This window comes from Pseudomonas sp. MIS38, assembly GCF_019891575.1.
Classification (GTDB): Bacteria; Pseudomonadota; Gammaproteobacteria; order Pseudomonadales; family Pseudomonadaceae; genus Aquipseudomonas; species Aquipseudomonas putida_A.
Genome location: NZ_JAFLXF010000041.1, coordinates 1 through 18,374 on the forward strand (window position 1 = coordinate 1; position 18,374 = coordinate 18,374).

Consider the following 18,374-nt stretch of genomic DNA (forward strand, 5'->3'; position numbering starts at 1 on the left):
GCTCGCGATAGCGGTGTATTGGATGTCGATGTGTTGTCTGACACACCGCTATCGCGAGCAGGCTCACTCCTACAGAGATCTACGACACCCTAAAGCTACCCGGAAACCCCGGACGCTAATTTACAGACCCCCTCGTTTCCCACCGCGCTGATCGCGGCGGAGACGAACATCCAATAAATGATTCGAGGGGAAACACTCATGTTGCGTGCAGCAATCGCCGGTCTGGTACTGGCTTCATTGACCCTGTCGGCCTCGGCCGAAACCATCCGCATCGCCATCGGCACCCAGGACACCACCATCAATTGCGCCGCCGGCGGCCTGTTGATTCGTGAACTCGGCCTGCTCGACAAATACCTGCCGCACGACGGCGCCTACAAAGACGCGAAATACGATGTGCAGTGGAAGAACTTCACCAGCGGTGCGCCGCTGACCAACGAGATGGTCGCCGGCAAACTCGACTTCGGCGCCATGGCCGATTTCCCCGGCGCGTTCAACGGGGTGGCGTTCGAAACGGCCGGCAAGCACAGCCTGTTCATCAGCGTGCTGTCGGGCAGCATCAAGGGCAGCGGCAACGGCATCGTGGTGCCGAGCGCGTCCGGGGTGCAGGCGCTGAGTGAGCTCAAGGGCAAGACCATCTCGGTGCCATTCGCCTCGACCGCCCACGGCATGTTGCTGCGCGCGGTGGCGGAGCAGGGTTGGGACCCACTCAAAGACGTCAACATCATCGCCCAGCCGCCAGAAGTCGCCGGCTCCGCGTTGCAGGCCGGCAAGATCGACGCCCACGCCGATTTCGTGCCGTTCGCCGAGCTGTTCCCCAGCCGTGGTTTCGCCCGCAAGATTTACGACGGCGCCCAGGCCAACGCGCCGACTTTCCACGGTGCACTGGTGGATCAGGCCTACGCGAAACAGTACCCGGAAATCGTCGTCGCCTACCTGCGGGCGAGCATCGAGGCCAATCAGTTGCTGGCTGCTGAGCCTGAGAAGTACAGCGAGCTGATCGCCAAAGTCACCGGCGTCGATGCCGAGGTCAACTACCTGTTCCACGGCCCGCTTGGCGTGCAGACCCGTGACCTGAGCTGGAAGCCGGAATACCGTCAGGCGGTGGGCACGGCGATCGACACCCTGAAGCTGCTGAAGAAGGCCGATCGTGGCCTCGACCTCAACACCTTCATCGACGATCAGTACATCCGCGCCGCGTTCAAGGCCGCGAATCTGGACTACACCGCGCAACTCGCCAACTACGCGCAAACGCCGTTGAAAGCGCTGGATGCGGCGACCGGTAAAGCCATCACCGACTTCAGCCACGTCGCCGAAATCTGGGTGCGCGGCGAAGACAAGGTGCGCCAGTACGCCTCCGCCGAATCGGCCTTCACCGCGTTGGCCGCGCTGAAGCAGGAAGGCAAAAACATCCGCGCGGTGTATGCGCAGGCCAGTGACAGCGGGATCAAATTGCTCGCCGATCGGGCGTGGTTCGCCAGTGACGCCAAGGGGCGGTTGAGTGCGTTCCTGCTCAAGGGCCAGGCGCAGCAGTTCGCGGCGGCGCAGGGTGGCAAGGTCTTCGACTTTACCGATGCCACGACCCAGGCCGTGGCTGCCCGCTAATTGAAGATCAAAAACTCACCCTCACCCTAGCCCTCTCCCGGAGGGAGAGGGGACCGAACGAGGTGTTTGCGGGAGCTAAGCCGACCTGAAATATCGAGCCGAACTCAGTTTTTGAAAATCATGAATATCTGCTCGCTATCGAGCCGAACCGAGATTTTGAAAGGCTTGAAGATCTGCTCCCTTTCCCCCTCGCCCCCCTGGGGGAGAGGGCTGGGGTGAGGGGGGCGATCTCAGCCATCACACCGCTCCAAACATGGAAACCCGATTCATGAAAATCCCAAAACCCCGCTGGATCACCAGAGCAACCTCCATAGCGCTCTGCCTGCTGTTCTGGCAACTCGCCGCGAGCCACCACTGGAACCTCGGCCTGGTCACCTTCGCCAACGTGCCCACCCCGTTGGCGGTGATCGAAGCGGCGTTGGGTCTGGGCGATTCCGGCAAGCTGCTGCAACACCTGACCGCCAGTCTCAGCCGGGTCTTCGCCGGTTACCTCGCGGCACTGGTGATCGGCATCGCTCTGGGCTTGGCCATCGGCCGCTCGAAATGGGCCGAAGACCTGCTGCTGCCACCGCTGGAAGTGCTGCGGCCGATTCCGGCGGTGGCGTGGATTCCGTTGGCGATCCTGATGTTCCCGTCGTCGGAGCTGTCGATGGTCTTCATCACCTTCACCGGTGCGCTGTTCCCGATCCTGCTCAACACCGTGCACGGCGTCGAAGGCGTTGATCCACGGCTGATCGCCTCGGCGAAAAGCCTCGGGGCAGGGCGCCGGGCGATTTTGCTTGAAGTGATTTTGCCCGGCGCCGCGCCGAGCATCATCACCGGCCTCGCCATCGGTATGGGCACCTCGTGGTTCTGTCTGGTGACCGCCGAGATGATCTCCGGCCAGTTCGGCATCGGTTACTACACCTGGGAGTCCTACACCATTCAGAACTACGCCGACATTGTCGTTGGCATGCTGCTGATCGGTGTGCTGGGCATGGGCAGCAGTCTGCTGATCAAGCGCCTGGGCGGGCTGTTCACGCCCTGGCATCGACCACGAGGGAAAGCCTGATGAGCGCAATGCAAACCCCGGAAGGGCGGATCGATATTCGCCAGTTGTCGATCGTTCTCGGCGAAGGCCAACACGCTTTCGAGGCCGTGCAGGGGCTGGATTGCCAGATCGAACCGGGCCAGTTCGTGTGCATTCTCGGCCCGTCCGGTTGCGGCAAGTCGACCTTGCTCGGCGCACTCGCCGGACACTTGAGCGCCCATACCGGCAGCCTCAAAGTCGATGGCGGCGAGGTGTCCGGGCCGTCGCCACAACGCGGCATGGTGTTCCAGCATCACACGCTGTTTCCGTGGCGCACGGTGCGCGATAACGTGGCTTTCGGCTTGAAGATGCGCGGCATCGGTAAAACCGAACGCCATCGCGCCGCTGATGAAATGCTCAAACTGGTGGGCCTCGACGGTTTTGCCGAGCGCTGGCCCGATCAGCTCTCCGGCGGCATGCAGCAACGGGTGGAGATTGCTCGGGTGCTGGTCAATCGCCCACGGCTGTTGCTGATGGACGAGCCGTTCGGCGCGCTGGATGCCTTGACCCGCCTGAACATGCAGGAGCTGCTGCTGGACATCTGGACGCGGATTCGCACCACCGTGGTGTTCGTCACCCACGACATCGACGAGGCGCTGTTTCTCGCCGACCGCTTGCTGGTGATGAGCGCACGTCCGGGGCGAATCATCGAAGACCTGCGCCTGGATTTCCCACGCCCGCGCACCACTGAGCTGGTAACCAGCGCCGAATTCTCCCGCCTCAAGCGCCATTGCCTCGACCTGCTGCGCCACGACAACTCCCGCCCGCTGCCGCGCCTCAACCCGCTCGGCCTGCCTCCCGAAAACCCCTTGCCGCGATTTGCCCTATGACCTCATTTTTTGCTGTGACCGATAACGACGACATCCTCGCCCTGCAACCGCGTCTGACCGCTGACGATGCTGGTGTGCGGCGCATTGCCCTGATTGATCTGGCGGATCTGGAAGAACCGGATGGCCTGCTGTGGCTGGTCGAAAGACTGAGCGAAGATCCCGCCGAAGAAGTCCGCGCCGAAGCCGCGCGGCTGCTGGAAGCCTGGGAGGACGAACCGGTAGTGGCTGCGCTGTGCCAGGCACTGACCGATCCATCTGCGGCAGTGCAGGCAGCCGCTGCGCAAAGCCTGAGCCTGCTCAAAACTGAAGCGGCAGGCCGGGTGATTCTGCCGTGGACCGGTCATGCGCAAGTCAGTGTGCGCATCGCCGCGTTTCGGGCATTGCGCGAACTGCGTTTCGCCGATGCCGCGCCGGCTGCTATCACCGCATTGAGCGATGCCGATGCCAATGTGCGTCGCGAAGCCGTCGGTGTGCTCGGCTGGCTCAAGCAGCTCGACGCACTGCCGGCTCTGGCGCGTCTGGCCAGCGCCGACCCGGACACCGAAGTGCGCCGCGCCGCCACCGGTGCCCTCGGTCTGGCGTCCGGTGCCGAAGTGCTGCCGGCCCTGCGTCAGGCGCTGCAGGACGATGCCTGGCAAGTGCGCGAAGAAGCGGCCACGACGCTGGGCAAGGTCGGCCACAGCGACGCTGGTCCGGCGTTGATCGCAGCCCTCGGCGATGACTACTGGCAAGTGCGCCTGCGTGCTACCCGCAGCCTCGGTCGCTTGCGTTTTGTACCGGCGCTGGACGCTCTGATCGAGACCCTCGGCCATCGCATCAGCAACCTGCGCAAGGAAGCCGCGCTGGCCCTCGGTGAGTTGCATGATCGCGGCGCGGTGGCGGCGTTGCAGGCGGCGCAGGATGACGGCGACCCGGAAGTGCGCAAAGCGGTGCGGATTGCCTTGAGTCAGTTGCAATGAACCCGCTGTCAGTCGGCAATTCGCAGAGCCAGCGGACGCTGCGCCTGAGCTGGCCGGACGGCCGCGAATCGCTGTTCAATCACGCCGAACTGCGCCGCCAGTGCCCGTGCTCGCAGTGCCGCGCGTTTCGCCTGAAAGGTGTGACTCCGCTGGTGGATGAGCGTGTTCGCCTGATTGAGATCAACCCGCAGGGCTACGGCGTGCAACTGGTGTTCAGTGACGGCCATCAACGCGGGATCTACCCGTGGGACTATCTGGCACAACTCGATTCTTAGGTTCACCACCATCAACTGTGGGAGCGGGCTTGCTCGCGAAAGCGGTGGATCAGTCGCCACCAATATTGACTGAACCACCGCTTTCGCGAGCAAGCCCGCTCCCACAGGGATTTGTGCAATATCCGGGTTACTGCCCAGCCGTCATGGCTGGCCGGCACCCGCGAAACACATCCAGCCCAGGCTGATACAGCGCGGTCTTCACCTCAAACAAGCCCAGCACCGAATGGAACAGGTTGTCATGGCTCAGGTCCGGCTGCCCGGTCTTGCCTTGCAGGCAATCGCGATCAATCCCCAGTTGCGCCAGGGTATTGTTGCCAAACCACATCACCATCGGCACATGGGTCTGCGCTTCTGGCGCCAATGCATACGGCGCCGCATGCAGGTACAAACCGTTTTCACCCAGCGATTCGCCGTGGTCGGAGACATACAGCATCGAGGTATCCAGGGTGTCCTGATTACGCTTGAGCAACTCGATGACCTTGGCGAGGAAGTGGTCGGTGTAGAGGATCGTGTTGTCGTACACGTTCACCAGTTCATCACGGCTGCAACTGCCCAACTGGTTGGTGTGGCAGATCGGCTTGAAGCGTTCGAGCGCTTGCGGATAACGCTCGTAGTATTCCGGGCCATGGCTGCCGTCGGCGTGCAACACGATGATCGCGTGGCCCTTGAGGCTGTCGATGTAGCTTTGCAGGTCGGCCAGCAACGCCTCATCGAGGCAGTTGTTGCCGTCGCAGAACGGCCCCGGCTGATTCTTCGCGATGTCGCGGTGCGGCACGCGCAGGCAGGTGCCTTTGCAGTCGCTGTTGTTGTCCAGCCACAGCACTTGCACGCCGGCGCGTTGCAGGATATCCAGCAGGCCTTCGTAGGTTTTGCCTTTCTTGTCGCTGTAGTCCTCACGCGGGAACATCGAGAACATGCACGGCACCGACACTGCCGTGGACGTGCCGCAGGAGTGCATCTGGGTGAAGTTGAGGATGTCCAGTTTGCTCAGCTCGGGATTGGTCTCGCGCGCATAGCCGTTCAGCGAAAAGTGATCGGCGCGGGCGGTTTCGCCGACCACAAATACCATCAGCGATTTCTTCTCGCGGCTGGCGGCTTTCGCGCTCATCACCGCGTCTTCACCGATGGCCTGCACCACAAAGTGCTTTTTGATGCCCAGGCGCTGCTTGGTGTACTTGCTGATGGCGTAGATGTAATTGGTCGGGTTGATGAAATGGGTGAGCTTGTCTTCTTCGCGGAAGATCGGCGCATAGGTCGAATAGAACGCGCCCACCGAGGCGCCGATCACCAGCACGCACGCGGCGATCACCAGCAGCTTGTTGAGCACGCCGCGAAAGAACGGCCGATAACGCACCGGCCAGCGCCAGATCAACGCCGCCGGCAGCACGCCGAGCAGCAACACGTAAGCCAGCAGCTTGCCGTTGAACAGCGCAGCGGCTTCGCCCGGGTTGGTTTCGAACACGTTCTGGATCATCACCGTGTCGATGGTGATCCCGTATTCGTTCATGAAATACGCAGCGCAGGCCGAGAGCAGGGCCACCACAGTCAGCGCCGGTTTCAGCGTCCAGCGAAATGACACCAGGGTCAGCAGCAGGGTGATCGCCGCCCACAGGAACAGGCCGAACGAAGCGAAAAACGCCAGTTTGTGTGCACCTTGCAGGGTGATCAGCGTACCCAGCGCCTTCCAGGTCGCCAGGTTGTACAGCGCCACCAGTGCCAGGGAAAACAGCAACACCAGCCGGGTGGAAGTGATGGACGGTAAACGCAGTCCTTTGCCCAAAGCCATTACAGACATTCCTCTAGCAGAATAGAAAACACACGCGGTTACGCGCGTAACTGTAGAAGAACATTGGTAAAAAATTTGTAAACATCTCGTAACAAACAATCAGGTCAACGCAAAACCCTGTAGGAGTGAGCCTGCTCGCGATAGCGGTGGGTCGGCCGACATCGTTGTTGAATGCCACACCGCCATCGCGAGCAGGCTCACTCCTACAATGGGTACTTTGGTGGGTCAGAAGGATTTGCTCAGGCTGGCGACCACCGTTGCGGTGCACACATCCTTGAATCCCCAGTTACTCAGGCACTGGCTCTGCGACAGATCGGTATCGATATAGCTCAGGCCCAACACCACCCCGGCCAGGTTGTGGGTCAGCTTGACCTCCCACTCCCGATAACTGTCCTCGCCATGCCCGGACGCCGAGTACAGGTGCGGGTCCTTGAAGTCCATGTTGCCGTAACGCAGTTTCAGCCCGGAATCGAACGGCAACTCGGTTTCATAACCGACATAGGTGTAGAGCGAGCTCTGCTTGCTGTCGATTCCCGGCGCATCGCTGGAGTAATACGCCGCCAGCTTCACCCCGTAGACACCGAGAATCCCGTAGACCTCGCTCTGGTTGAACTGGCTTTCCTTGGGATAGGCGTACTTGAGATAACCCAGATCAAGGCTGACATCCTCGGTGGCCTGCCACAGCCAGCCGGCGTAGTAATCGACTTCCTGCCGGGTTTTCAGGCCACCGCCGAAGTCGACGTTGGAACTCCAGGCACCCGCGTACAAACCGCTGCTGTGGGCCAGGGTCAGACCGGCTTGCAAGGCAGGGTCATTTTGGGTTTGCGAGATGCCGCGGGTGCGGTAGTCGCTGGCCAGGGTCAGGTCGACCAGCAAGGCGAAATCGTCGTTCAGGGGGATCGCGTGGCTGCTCAAGGGCAGCAAACTGGAAAAACCGAGGGCGAACAGGGGCAAGGCTTTCATGTGAAGTCCCGGTGTTGTGATTGTTATGGGGGCTGGAAAAAGCAGTGGAAATGCTTGGGTAGGGTGAAAGTCCCTGTGGGAGCGGGCTTGCTCGCGAAGACGGTGGGTCAGGTATCGAAATGTTTGCTGACCGGACGCCTTCGGGAGCAAGCCCCCTCCCACAAAAGCGAGGGGGGCCTGTTGTTATGGGGTGGCGGTGTAGACCTGACGCCCACCAAACCAGGTTTGTAGAACCTGGGTGTCATGCAGGGCTTTTTCGTCGACGCTGAACACGTCGCGATCGACCACGATGAAATCAGCCTGTTTGCCCGGCGTCAGTGAGCCGATCTGCTGGTCCAGGCCGATGGTTCGCGCCGCGTTGGCGGTATAGGCGTAAAACATGCTTTCGCGATCCAGACGCTCGTCGGCATTCAGCACGCCCAGCGGGCCGACGCGGGTGATGGCCTGGGCCATGGCGTTGAACGGGTTGGGCGACGACACCGGCCAGTCGCTGGCACCGGCAATCGTCGCGCCCTGTTTCAGCAGCGAGTGCGCCGGGTATTGATAACGGAAGGCGAGGGCGCTGACGTAGGGCTTGATCATGTCGGTGGTGTAGTCATCGGCACTGGCCCACAGCAATTGCATCGAGGCGATCACGTTCAGCGGCTTGAAGCGGGCGAACTCTTTCGGATTGACCATCTGCAGGTGCGTAATCGAGTGAGTGATGCCGCTCTGCCGATCCTTGCGCGCACGTTCGATGCCATTGAGTGATTCACGCACCGCACGGTCGCCGATGGCGTGGATGTGCACCAGCCAGCCGCGCTGGTCGATGGCGCTGACCAGCTCGCCGAAATGTTTTGGATCGATCAGCAGTTCGCCCTGTTTGTGCGAGTTGCTGTACGGGTCGATCATCGCCGCGCTCTGCGCCGGGTACTCGATCACGCCGTCGGCGAAGATCTTGACCCCGGGCAGGGTCAGGTTGGGGATGCCCTGAAACTGCTGGCGCACCTTATCCAGCGTGTCGAGGTCGGCGGGCAGGCTTTTCGGGTTGGCCACCAGCAGCGCGGCGACGTGCACGCTCATGCCGCCGCTTTCCGACAGCGCTTTGTAGGCTGGCAGCACGCCGACGGTTTTCTCAGTGGGTTTGAGGGCGAAGACCGGTTCGCCCGGTGCGGCGTTGGCGGCGGGGTCCATCCACGCGGTGATGCCGAGGCTGTTGTTGAAGCGCACCGCGGATTTGGCCGCGGTGAGCATATCGGCCGGGCTCGGCACCGGCATTTTCGCGGCGACCCGGTCCCAACCGGCATCGACCAGAAAACCGTTGGGCTCGCCGCTGGCCAGTGCGCCGATGGTGTCTTGTTCCGCAGCGGGCAGGGTCTTGAGCAACGCCGCGTCGATACCGGCGCGCTTGAGCATCACGTTGTTGGCCCACGCGGTGTGGTGATCGCTGCCGGTGAACACCACCGGCACGTCAGTCCACTCGCCGTGGTTGAAGGTCTTGCCCAGCGCTTCGGCCTGCGCCCAGTACGCCGAGCTCATGCCGGCAATGCTCAGCACATCGCCATGTCTGGCCTTGCCGTCGTCACGCCAGGCGCGCAGGCGTTTTTCCAGTTCGGCGAGGGCGACGACTTCGTCTTCCATGTTGGCCGAGACCATTTCCAAGCCACCGAAAATCGCGTGGGAATGGCTGTCGATCAAGCCTGGCATCAGCGTCTTGCCGCCGAGGTCGATCACCTGCGTGCCGGGTTCGATCAGCGCCTTGATCTGCGCATCGCTGCCGACTTTCAGCACCTTGCCGTTTTCCACGGCCAACGCCTGCACCTTCGGTTGCGAGCGATCGGCGGTGAAAATCTTGCCGTTCACCAGTACCAGATCGGTGGCGGCCATGGCTTCCATCGAGGCAAAACTTACAGCGCTCACCAACAGACTCGGGATGAATCTTTTCATTGAAGATTTCCTTGTTATTGCGTCTGATGGCCAGATTAGTGGCTGACACTGGCCGACAGAACGCCTCCCTCACGAAAAACGTTTTTGCCTGAATGGAAAAAGCATGGACAAGCTGGGTGCACTGAAAATGTTCGTGGTTACCGCGCAACTCGGCAGTTTCAGCCGCGCGGCGGAGCAACTGGGCAAGACCCCATCGGCCCTGACCAAAGCGGTCAATCATCTGGAGTCGGAACTTGGCGCGCGGCTGTTCGAACGCAGTACGCGGCGGATTCTGCTCACCGAAATCGGCCGGGTTTATCTGGAAACCGCGCGACTGGTGTTGCAGCGACTGGAGGAGGCCAGCGAGGAAATCGAGCAGTTGCAGCACGGTCTGCGCGGCAGCCTGAAAATCACCGCACCGCTGGCGTACGGGCGGGCGTTTCTCGATCAGGTGTGCGACGGCTTTTTGCAGCAATACCCGCAGATCAGCCTGCAAGTGGACCTGTGCGACGCGTTCGTCAATCTGCTGGAAAGCGGCTATGACCTGGCCTTGCGCGAGGGCCATGACGACCTGCCGGGGCTGATCGCCCGGGTGGTCGGCAGCAATCGCCTGGCCTTGTGCGGCAGCCCGGACTATCTGGCGCGCAAGGGTTTGCCGGTGAATCCGCAAACCCTTGAGCAGCATGAATGGCTGCTGTATCAGCACCCGTTGCTCAGTCGCGAGTTCTGGTGGGCCGAGCGCGATGGCCAGCGGCTGAGCCTGCCACAGCCGACGGCGCCGCGCTTGCGCAGCGACAATTACGACCTGTTGCTGGCCAGTGCTTTGGCCGGACGCGGCTTGCTGCACACACCGCTGTGGAGCGCCGCACCGTACATTGCCGACGGGCGTCTGGTGCGGGTCATGGCTGACTATGAAATCGACCCGGACAGCTTCGGCCCGCACATTCTCGCGGTGTACCCGAGCCATCGACGGGCCACGGCCAAGGTCGTCGCCTTCATAGATTACATCTCGGCATTTCTGGCCGAGCGCGGATTGAACTGACACCCGTTCCCTGTAGGAGCTGCCGAAGGCTGCGATCTTGTGATTTTTGTGGATCGCCAGCGCAGGCCGACTGGCGGTGCTTGTCAGTAAAATCCCACAGGAGTACAAATGTACTCCATGACAAACCTGACTCCCCGCCGTACCGCCATCCTGACCTTTATCCGCGAACGCATCGCCGAACACGGTCAGCCCCCAAGCCTCGCTGAAATCAGCGAGGCTTTTGGTTTTGCCTCGCGCAGCGTGGCGCGCAAGCATGTGCTGGCGCTCACCGAAGCCGGGTATATCGAGGTCAACCCGCACCAGGCCCGGGGCATTCGCCTGCTCGGGCAACCCGCGCGGCCGGAGCTGCTGGACATTCCGGTGCTCGGCCGGGTGGCTGCCGGTGCACCGATCGGCGCCGATGCCGACATCCATAACCGCTTGATGCTTGATCCCGCGCTGTTCTCCCGTGCGCCCGACTACATGTTGCGGGTGCAGGGCGACTCGATGATCGAGGACGGCATTCTCGACGGTGATCTGGTGGGAGTGAAGCGTAATCCCGAGGCGCTCAACGGCCAGATCGTGGTGGCGCGACTCGATGGTGAGGTGACGATCAAACGCTTCGAGCGTGTCGGCGCTACGGTGCGCCTGCTGCCGCGCAACCCGGCGTACCAGCCGATTGTCGTGCGCGATGATCAGGACCTGGCCATCGAAGGCGTGTTCTGCGGTCTGGTGAGGCAAGGCTGATGGGCGCCGTCGTTGCACTCGATACGCTGTTCAATGGCGGCCAGGTCTGGAAGGGCCGGCCTGCGCCACCGGCGGCCAGCCCGCAACCCACCGGGCATGCCGCGCTGGATGCAGCACTGCCCAGCGGTGGCTGGCCGGAAGCGGCGCTGAGCGAAATCCTCCTGGCCGGCCCCGGGGTTGGCGAGTTGCAACTGGTGTGGCCGACGCTGGCGCGGATGTCGGCGGCGGGCGAGCGCATCGTGCTGGTGGCGCCACCGTTCGTGCCGTACCCGCAGGCGTGGGCGAACGCCGGGGTCGATCTGCGCCAGTTGTCGGTGATTCAGGCCAGCGAACGCGATGCCTTGTGGGCGGCGGAGCAATGCCTGCGTTCCGGCAGTTGCGGCGCGGTGCTGTGCTGGCCGCACAAGGCCGATGACCGCGCGTTGCGGCGCTTGCAGGTGGCAGCGGAAACCGGCCAGACCCTGGCGTTTGCCTGGCGCCCGCTGAGCGAGGCGATCAACCCGTCGCCGGCCGCGTTGCGTATTGCCATCGACGCAAGACCGGCCCAGTTGCGCGTGCTCAAGTGCCGTGGCGGACTGGCGCGCACGGCGCCGATTGCGTTTGCCGTGGGGCACTGAGGTCGTCATGCGCTGGGTGTGTATTCTGTTCCCGCAATTGGCCCTCGACGCCGTGCTGCGTCAGCGTGCCGATCCTGCTGAGCCGTTGGTGCTGCTCAGTGGCCCGGCCCAGCGCCGGGTGCTGCAAGCGGTGAATGCAGCGGCGCGCCAGCTCGGCTTGCGCGCCGGCCAGTCGATGACCGCCGCGCAGGCCCTAAGCAAAGGCTTTGCCACCGCCGATTACGACCTCGCCGAGGTCGAGCACTGGCAGCAGTTTCTCGCCGCGTGGGCCTATCGTTTCAGCGCGCAGGTCAGCGTGCATTATCCGCGTACCGTGGTGTTCGAGATCGAGTCGAGCCTGGGCCTGTTCGGCTCCTGGGCGCAGTTCGAAGCGCGGCTGCGCAAGGAACTGACTGAGCTGGGTTTCCGCCATCGCATCGTCGCCGCACCGAATCCGGTGGCGGCGCGGGTGCTGGCCAACGCCTACGACGGTCTGGTGGTACCTGACGGTGAGGCCCTGCAGCATCACCTCGGAAAGTTGCCCGTCGACCGTGTCGGGCTGGAGCCGCAGGTCGCCACCGCGCTGACGCGCATGGGCCTGCGCAACCTGAACCAGCTGCAGAGCCTGCCGCGTCAGGCCCTGGCCCGGCGCTTCGAAGCGTCGATGCTCAAGCATCTCGACACGTTGTTCGGCGCACGGCCGCTGGCCTTGGCGTTCTATCTGCCGCCGGATCGTTTCGATGTGCGCATCGAACTCAATTTCGACGTGCAATCCCATCAGGCGCTGCTGTTTCCGTTACGCCGCTTGACCGCTGACCTGTCGGCATTCCTCTGCGGACGTGACAGCGGCGTGCAACGTTTCGACCTGCATCTGGAGCACGCCGGGCTGCCGGACACGCTGATCAAGGTCGGCCTGCTCAGCGCCGAGCGCGACCCGGCGATGCTCTTTGAACTGGCCCGTGGGCGACTGGAACAAGTCCAGGTCGAGGCCCCGGTGCGCGGCTTTCGCCTGCGCGCCGAAGACCTGCCGAGTTTCGTGCCGCAGTTTCAGGAACTGTTCGATGATCGTCCGCAACAGACCTTGCCCTGGGAGCAATTGCGCGAACGTCTGCGTGCACGGCTCGGCGATGACGCGGTGCAGGGCCTGCGCTTTCAGGCCGACCACCGCCCCGAATGTGCCTGGCAGCACGGCGTCGACAAGCAGCGTTGCAGCGGTTTGCCGAGCGTGCAGCGCCCGGGCTGGTTGCTCGGCGAACCGCAGAGTGTGCCGGAAGGTTCGGCGCGGATTCTCATGGGCCCGGAGCGCATCGAGTCCGGCTGGTGGGACGGTGATGATGTGCGCCGCGATTACTACCTGATCCAGAACCGCGCCGGTCAGCAGGGCTGGGCCTATCGAGCCGTGGGCGAGGGCGGGCCGTTGTGGCTGCAAGGCTGGTTTGCATGAACCACGGTTATGCCGAACTGCATTGCCTGTCGAATTTCAGTTTCCAGCGCGGTGCCTCCAGTGCCCTTGAGCTGTTTCAGCGGGCGAAAAAACATGGTTATCAGGCGCTGGCGATCACCGACGAGTGCACCCTGGCCGGGATCGTCCGCGCCTGGCAAGCGGCGAAATCAGTGGAGCTGCCGCTGATCATCGGCAGCGAAATCCGCATCGATAACGGTCCGAAACTGCTGCTGTTGGTGGAGAACCTGGCGGGCTATCAGGCCTTGTGCGGTTTGATCACTCAGGCCCGGCGGCGTACGCAGAAGGGCCAGTACCAGGTGCTGCGCGAGGATTTCAGCCAGCCGTTGCCGGGATTGTTCACCGTGTGGGTGCCGGACAGCGTTAATGATGTCGAGGAGGGCCGCTGGCTGAAGCAGACTTTCGGCGAGCGCCTGTATCTGGCGGTGCAGTTGCATCGCGGGCAAGACGATCAGCGGCGTCTGGCGGCACTGCTGAGTCTGGCCGAGCAACTGCAGATCGCCGCCGTGGCCAGCGGCGACGTGCACATGCACGCCCGTGGGCGGCGCGCCCTGCAGGACACCATGACCGCGATTCGTCATCACGTCCCGGTGGCCGAGGCCGGGTTGCGCCTGCACCCCAACGGCGAGCGGCACCTGCGCAGCCTCGAGGTGTTGCGTGAGTTGTATCCGCAAGCGTTGCTCGACGCCTCGGTGCAACTGGCCCGGCGCTGCACTTTCGAGCTGAGCGAGTTGCGCTATGAGTATCCGAAGGAGCTGGTGCCGCAGGGGCACACCGGCAGTTCCTGGTTGCGGCAGTTGACCGAAAAAGGGATTGCCTGGCGCTGGCCAAAAGGGCCGCAGGCCAAAGTGCTCAAGCAAATCGACGATGAGCTGAAACTGATCGCCGAGCTCGGCTACGAAAGCTACTTCCTCACCGTGCACGACGTTGTACGTTTCGCCCGCGATCAGCAGATCCTCTGTCAAGGCCGTGGTTCGGCGGCCAACTCGGCGGTGTGTTTTGCCCTAGGCATCACCGAGATCGATCCGGACCGCACCACGCTGCTGTTCGAGCGTTTCATGTCGAAAGAACGCAACGAGCCGCCGGACATCGACGTCGATTTCGAGCACGAACGTCGCGAAGAAGTCCTGCAATACGTGTTTCGCCGTTATGGCCGGCGGCGTGCGGCGTTGACGGCGGTGGTCAGCACTTACCACGCTGCCGGGGCGGTGCGCGACGTGGCCAAGGCCCTTGGGCTACCGCCGGATCAGATCAATGCACTGGCCGATTGCTGCGGCCACTGGAGCGACGAAACACCGCCGCTGGCGCGCTTGCTCGAAGGCGGCTTCGACCCCGACAGCCCGGTGCTGCGTCGGGTGCTGAGCCTGACCGGGCAACTGATCGGCTTCCCCCGGCACTTGTCGCAGCATCCTGGCGGCTTCGTGATTTCCGAGCAGCCGCTGGATACGCTGGTGCCGGTGGAAAACGCCGCCATGGCCGAGCGCACGATCATTCAGTGGGACAAGGACGATCTCGACGCGGTCGGGCTGCTCAAGGTCGACATCCTCGCCCTCGGCATGCTCAGTGCCATCCGCCGTTGCTTCGATCTGCTGCGTCGTCATCGCCATCTCGATCTGAGCCTGGCGACGATTCCAGACAAAGACAAACCGACCTACGAGATGATCAGCCGCGCCGACACCATCGGTGTATTTCAGATCGAATCGCGGGCGCAGATGTCGATGTTGCCGCGCCTGAAACCGGCGAAGTTCTACGATCTGGTGATCGAGGTGGCGATCGTCCGCCCGGGGCCGATTCAGGGCGGGATGGTTCATCCGTACCTGCGTCGCCGCAACAAGGAAGAGCCGGAAACCTATCCCTCGCCGGAACTTGAAGTGGTGCTCAAACGCACCCTCGGCGTGCCGCTGTTTCAGGAACAGGTGATGCAGATCGCCATCGTCGCCGCTGACTACAGCCCCGGCGAGGCCGATCAGTTGCGTCGCTCAATGGCCGCGTGGAAACGCCATGGAGGCTTGGAGCCGCACAAGGAACGCCTCGCCGCCGGCATGAAGAAAAACGGCTACACCGAGGAATTCGCCGCGCAGATCTTCGAGCAGATCAAGGGTTTCGGCAGCTATGGTTTTCCCGAGTCCCACGCCGCCAGTTTCGCCTTGCTGACTTACGCCAGTTGCTGGCTCAAGTGCCACGAACCGGCGGCGTTCGCCTGCGCGTTGATCAACAGTTGGCCGATGGGTTTTTACAGCCCGGATCAGATCCTTCAGGACGCCCGTCGGCATCAGTTGCAGATCCGTCCGGTGGACGTGCGCGCCAGCGACTGGGATTGCAGCCTGGAACCGATCAGCGGCGCGCAACCGGCGATTCGTATGGGCCTGCGGATGATCAAGGGTTTTCGCGAGGACGACGCCCGGCGCATCGAAGCGGCGCGGGCGCGGGGGGCGTTTGCCGATGTCGCCGATCTGGGCGAACGGGCCGCGCTCGACAGTCGCGCCCAGGCATTATTGGCAGACTCCGGCGCGTTGCGTGGCATGGCCGGGCATCGGCACCGCGCGCGCTGGGAAGTGGCCGGGGTGCAGAAACAGCTGGGCCTGTTTGCCGGCTTGCCGAGCCAGGAAGAAGCCGATGTGCTGCTGCCCAAACCGAGTGTCGGTGAGGACCTGCAGGCCGATTACGCGACCATCGGCACCACGCTGGGGCCGCATCCGCTGGCGCTGCTGCGTGGTGAACTGAAGGCGCGGCGTTGTCGCAGCTCTCAGGAGTTGCTGGACGTCGAGCACGGCCGGCCGGTGAGCATCGCCGGGCTGGTCACCGGGCGGCAGCGACCGGGCACTGCCAGCGGCGTGACTTTCGTCACCCTCGAAGACGAGTTCGGCAACGTCAACGTGGTGGTCTGGCGCGATCTGGCCGAGCGCCAGCGTCAGGTGCTGGTCGGTTCGCAATTGCTCAAGGTCGATGGCCGCTGGGAGCGCGAAGGCGAAGTCCGGCACCTGATCGCCGGGCGATTGAGCGATCTGACTCCGCTGCTCGACGGCATCCGCGTACAAAGCCGCGACTTCCACTAAACCCCAGAACACCACATATCCCCCCTGTGGGAGCGGGCTTGCTCGCGAAGACGGTGTGTCAGTCAGCACAGATGTCTCTGACAGAACGCCTTCGCGAGCAAGCCCGCTCCCACAGGGGGAATTTGTGTGTGTCCAAACAAGCCAATCCATTGGCGTCAAAAATCTCTGTCACCAATGGTGGCACTTTGTCATAATGCCGCCCCTTTTCCGCTCCCCAGCGCGTAGCCGTGCCGGGACACACCGTTTTTTTTCAGAAGGAATGCACAGTGAGAATGATCTCCCGGATGTTGGTCTCAGGCGTTGCGATTGCCGTGCTCGGCACCCTCGCCGGCTCCCTTGCCGGGTGCGCCACCGAAAGCTCCCGCGCCCTGCCGGTGGCCAAGGTCGAGAGCGCCACGCAAGCCTGGAGCGGCGCTCGCGTACCGATGGCGGTGGGCAAGTTCGATAACCGCTCCAGCTACATGCGCGGGATCTTCTCCGACGGCGTTGATCGTCTCGGCGGCCAAGCCAAGACCATCCTGATCACTCACTTGCAGCAGACCAACCGTTTCTCGGTACTGGATCGCGACAACATGGGCGAGATCCAGCAGGAAGCGGCGATCAAGGGCCAGGCCCAGCGCCTCAAGGGTGCCGATTACGTGGTCACCGGTGACGTCACCGAGTTCGGCCGCAAGGAAACCGGCGACCACCAGCTGTTCGGTATTCTCGGCCGTGGCAAGACCCAGGTCGCCTACGCCAAGGTCAACCTGAACATCGTCAATATCAGCACCTCCGAAGTGGTGTATTCGACTCAGGGCGCCGGTGAATACGCCTTGTCCAACCGCGAAATCATCGGCTTCGGCGGCACCGCTGCGTACGACTCCACCCTCAACGGCAAAGTCCTCGATCTGGCCATGCGCGAGGCGATCAATCGTCTGGTCGATGGCATGAACGCCGGTGCCTGGAAACCGGGTAACTGATCGCTATTCATTGCAAGGAGCACTACCCCATGAATCTGACTTTGTCGCGGTCGCTGCTGGCCCTGACGCTGGCCGCCAGCGCCTTGCTGGCCGGTTGCAGCAGCCCGAAAACCCTGTACCAGTGGGAAGACTACCAACCGCAGGTCTACGAATACTTCAAAGGCGAAGAGCCGAAGGAAGCCCAGGCCGAAGTGCTGGAGCGTGACTTGCAGAAGATCCGTTCCACCGGCAAAGCCGTGCCGCCGGGCTACCACGCCCACCTGGGCCTGCTGTACCTGAGCATGGGCAAGGACGATCAGATGGTGCAGCAGTTCCGCACCGAGAAAGCGCTGTTCCCCGAGTCCGGCCCATACATGGATTTTCTGCTTAAAAACGCCAAGACCGGAGACGCCAAATGATCTCGCGCACCCTGAAACTGCTGGCCGCCGGTTTGGCCCTGACCGTGCTCGGTGGCTGCGTCGCGCCGAAAACCGTGGATTACTCGGCGTACAAACAGGCACGGCCGAAGACCATTCTGGTGCTGCCGCCGCTGAACACCTCGCCGGACGTCAAGGCTTCCTACAGCTTGCTGTCGCAGGTGACGTTCCCATTGGCCGAGGCCGGTTACTACGTGCTGCCGATCACCCTGGTGGACGAAACCTTCCGCCAGAACGGCCTGACCACCCCGGATGACATTCATCAGGCACCGGCCAACAAGCTCAAGGAAATCTTCGGTGCCGACGCTGCGCTGTACATCACTGTGACCGAGTACGGTACGCGCTACATGGTGATCAGCAGCGAAACCGCGGTAACCGCCACCGCCAAGCTGGTCGATCTGAAATCCGGCACCACGCTGTGGACCGGTTCGGCACGGGCGTCGAGCGAAGAGGGCGGCAATAACAGTGGTGGCGGCCTGGTCGGCATGCTGATCACTGCCGCGGTGAAGCAGGTGATCAACAGTTCGACCGATGCCGGGTATCCGATTGCCGGCGTGGCAAGCAATCGCCTGTTGTCGGCCGGACAGCACGCCGGCCTGCTGTATGGCCCGCGTTCGCCGAAATACGGTACTGACTAAAAATTACCGGCACGCCTGAAATCTCCTGTGGGAGCGGGCTTGCTCGCGAATGCGCCGGGTCAGTAAAACATTTGGCGACTGACCCACCGC

Annotated in this window: 16 protein-coding genes; 13 read left to right on the top strand and 3 right to left on the bottom strand. The window is 62.8% G+C overall.

The genetic code is table 11. The annotated features are described in order from the left end of the window. Positions 1-177: 177 nt before the first annotated feature. From J1G18_RS27390 to J1G18_RS27410, 5 genes are all read left to right on the top strand, one after another. Positions 178-1,602: an ABC transporter substrate-binding protein gene (locus J1G18_RS27390; RefSeq protein WP_223009500.1), complete on the top strand. Its 1,425-nt coding sequence runs from the start codon at positions 178-180 to the stop codon at positions 1,600-1,602. Between the two features lie 268 nt (positions 1,603-1,870). Continuing rightward, the gene (locus J1G18_RS27395; protein WP_135295948.1) at positions 1,871-2,653 is read left to right on the top strand and encodes an ABC transporter permease; all 783 of its coding nucleotides are present in this window, start codon (positions 1,871-1,873) and stop codon (positions 2,651-2,653) included. Next, positions 2,653-3,501 carry an ABC transporter ATP-binding protein gene (locus tag J1G18_RS27400; RefSeq protein ID WP_223009525.1) on the top strand — a complete coding sequence of 283 codons (849 nt, stop codon included), beginning with the start codon at positions 2,653-2,655 and terminating at the stop codon, positions 3,499-3,501. The genes J1G18_RS27395 and J1G18_RS27400 overlap by 1 nt, the downstream gene beginning before the upstream one ends. Then, positions 3,498-4,460 carry a HEAT repeat domain-containing protein gene (locus tag J1G18_RS27405; protein WP_223009527.1) on the top strand — a complete coding sequence of 321 codons (963 nt, stop codon included), beginning with the start codon at positions 3,498-3,500 and terminating at the stop codon, positions 4,458-4,460. The genes J1G18_RS27400 and J1G18_RS27405 overlap by 4 nt, the downstream gene beginning before the upstream one ends. Continuing rightward, entirely contained in the window at positions 4,457-4,735 is a 279-nt protein-coding gene (locus tag J1G18_RS27410; RefSeq protein WP_135295945.1) for a DUF971 domain-containing protein, read from the top strand. Before J1G18_RS27405 ends, J1G18_RS27410 begins: the two co-directional genes overlap by 4 nt. A gap of 127 nt (positions 4,736-4,862) precedes the next feature. Here the strand turns inward: J1G18_RS27410 and J1G18_RS27415 are convergent, their stop codons facing one another. From J1G18_RS27415 to J1G18_RS27425, 3 genes are all read right to left on the bottom strand, one after another. Then, positions 4,863-6,521, bottom strand: a complete 1,659-nt coding sequence (locus J1G18_RS27415; RefSeq protein WP_223009529.1) for a phosphoethanolamine transferase — start codon at positions 6,519-6,521, stop codon at positions 4,863-4,865. Between the two features lie 225 nt (positions 6,522-6,746). After that, positions 6,747-7,484: a TorF family putative porin gene (locus tag J1G18_RS27420; protein ID WP_223009531.1), complete on the bottom strand. Its 738-nt coding sequence runs from the start codon at positions 7,482-7,484 to the stop codon at positions 6,747-6,749. A 183-nt stretch (positions 7,485-7,667) separates the two neighbouring features. Beyond that, complete coding sequence (locus J1G18_RS27425; protein ID WP_223009533.1) at positions 7,668-9,410, bottom strand: amidohydrolase; 1,743 nt, start codon at positions 9,408-9,410, stop codon at positions 7,668-7,670. A gap of 103 nt (positions 9,411-9,513) precedes the next feature. On the opposite strand from J1G18_RS27425, the gene J1G18_RS27430 reads away from it, so the two are divergent. From J1G18_RS27430 to J1G18_RS27465, 8 genes are all read left to right on the top strand, one after another. Continuing rightward, positions 9,514-10,431, top strand: a complete 918-nt coding sequence (locus J1G18_RS27430; RefSeq protein ID WP_098964222.1) for a LysR family transcriptional regulator — start codon at positions 9,514-9,516, stop codon at positions 10,429-10,431. A gap of 108 nt (positions 10,432-10,539) precedes the next feature. Next, entirely contained in the window at positions 10,540-11,157 is a 618-nt protein-coding gene (lexA, locus tag J1G18_RS27435) for a transcriptional repressor LexA (protein WP_098964221.1), read from the top strand. After that, a complete protein-coding gene (imuA, locus tag J1G18_RS27440) occupies positions 11,157-11,774 on the top strand; it encodes a translesion DNA synthesis-associated protein ImuA (RefSeq protein ID WP_097087240.1) in 618 nt (205 codons plus the stop codon). The genes lexA and imuA overlap by 1 nt, the downstream gene beginning before the upstream one ends. A 7-nt stretch (positions 11,775-11,781) precedes the next feature. Then, positions 11,782-13,197: a Y-family DNA polymerase gene (locus tag J1G18_RS27445; RefSeq protein ID WP_134786549.1), complete on the top strand. Its 1,416-nt coding sequence runs from the start codon at positions 11,782-11,784 to the stop codon at positions 13,195-13,197. Next, complete coding sequence (locus J1G18_RS27450; RefSeq protein ID WP_223009535.1) at positions 13,194-16,271, top strand: error-prone DNA polymerase; 3,078 nt, start codon at positions 13,194-13,196, stop codon at positions 16,269-16,271. Before J1G18_RS27445 ends, J1G18_RS27450 begins: the two co-directional genes overlap by 4 nt. Positions 16,272-16,543: 272 nt before the next feature. Further along, a complete protein-coding gene (locus J1G18_RS27455; RefSeq protein ID WP_171061824.1) occupies positions 16,544-17,230 on the top strand; it encodes a CsgG/HfaB family protein in 687 nt (228 codons plus the stop codon). Positions 17,231-17,259: 29 nt separating this feature from the next. Next, the gene (locus J1G18_RS27460) at positions 17,260-17,628 is read left to right on the top strand and encodes a DUF4810 domain-containing protein (RefSeq protein WP_003225593.1); all 369 of its coding nucleotides are present in this window, start codon (positions 17,260-17,262) and stop codon (positions 17,626-17,628) included. Then, complete coding sequence (locus tag J1G18_RS27465; protein WP_027613674.1) at positions 17,625-18,284, top strand: DUF799 domain-containing protein; 660 nt, start codon at positions 17,625-17,627, stop codon at positions 18,282-18,284. The genes J1G18_RS27460 and J1G18_RS27465 overlap by 4 nt, the downstream gene beginning before the upstream one ends. The last annotated feature ends 90 nt before the right edge of the window (positions 18,285-18,374 follow it).

Coding starts and splice junctions, on each gene's coding strand:
- J1G18_RS27425 (WP_223009533.1), bottom strand. CDS start 9,410: ATGAAAAGATTCATCCCGAGTCTGTTGGTGAGCGCTGTAAGTTTTGCC.
- lexA (WP_098964221.1), top strand. CDS start 10,540: ATGTACTCCATGACAAACCTGACTCCCCGCCGTACCGCCATCCTGACC.
- J1G18_RS27445 (WP_134786549.1), top strand. CDS start 11,782: ATGCGCTGGGTGTGTATTCTGTTCCCGCAATTGGCCCTCGACGCCGTG.
- J1G18_RS27430 (WP_098964222.1), top strand. CDS start 9,514: ATGGACAAGCTGGGTGCACTGAAAATGTTCGTGGTTACCGCGCAACTC.
- J1G18_RS27450 (WP_223009535.1), top strand. CDS start 13,194: ATGAACCACGGTTATGCCGAACTGCATTGCCTGTCGAATTTCAGTTTC.
- J1G18_RS27460 (WP_003225593.1), top strand. CDS start 17,260: ATGAATCTGACTTTGTCGCGGTCGCTGCTGGCCCTGACGCTGGCCGCC.
- J1G18_RS27465 (WP_027613674.1), top strand. CDS start 17,625: ATGATCTCGCGCACCCTGAAACTGCTGGCCGCCGGTTTGGCCCTGACC.
- J1G18_RS27455 (WP_171061824.1), top strand. CDS start 16,544: ATGATCTCCCGGATGTTGGTCTCAGGCGTTGCGATTGCCGTGCTCGGC.
- J1G18_RS27420 (WP_223009531.1), bottom strand. CDS start 7,484: ATGAAAGCCTTGCCCCTGTTCGCCCTCGGTTTTTCCAGTTTGCTGCCC.
- J1G18_RS27390 (WP_223009500.1), top strand. CDS start 178: ATGATTCGAGGGGAAACACTCATGTTGCGTGCAGCAATCGCCGGTCTG.
- J1G18_RS27415 (WP_223009529.1), bottom strand. CDS start 6,521: ATGGCTTTGGGCAAAGGACTGCGTTTACCGTCCATCACTTCCACCCGG.
- J1G18_RS27395 (WP_135295948.1), top strand. CDS start 1,871: ATGAAAATCCCAAAACCCCGCTGGATCACCAGAGCAACCTCCATAGCG.
- J1G18_RS27405 (WP_223009527.1), top strand. CDS start 3,498: ATGACCTCATTTTTTGCTGTGACCGATAACGACGACATCCTCGCCCTG.
- J1G18_RS27400 (WP_223009525.1), top strand. CDS start 2,653: ATGAGCGCAATGCAAACCCCGGAAGGGCGGATCGATATTCGCCAGTTG.
- imuA (WP_097087240.1), top strand. CDS start 11,157: ATGGGCGCCGTCGTTGCACTCGATACGCTGTTCAATGGCGGCCAGGTC.
- J1G18_RS27410 (WP_135295945.1), top strand. CDS start 4,457: ATGAACCCGCTGTCAGTCGGCAATTCGCAGAGCCAGCGGACGCTGCGC.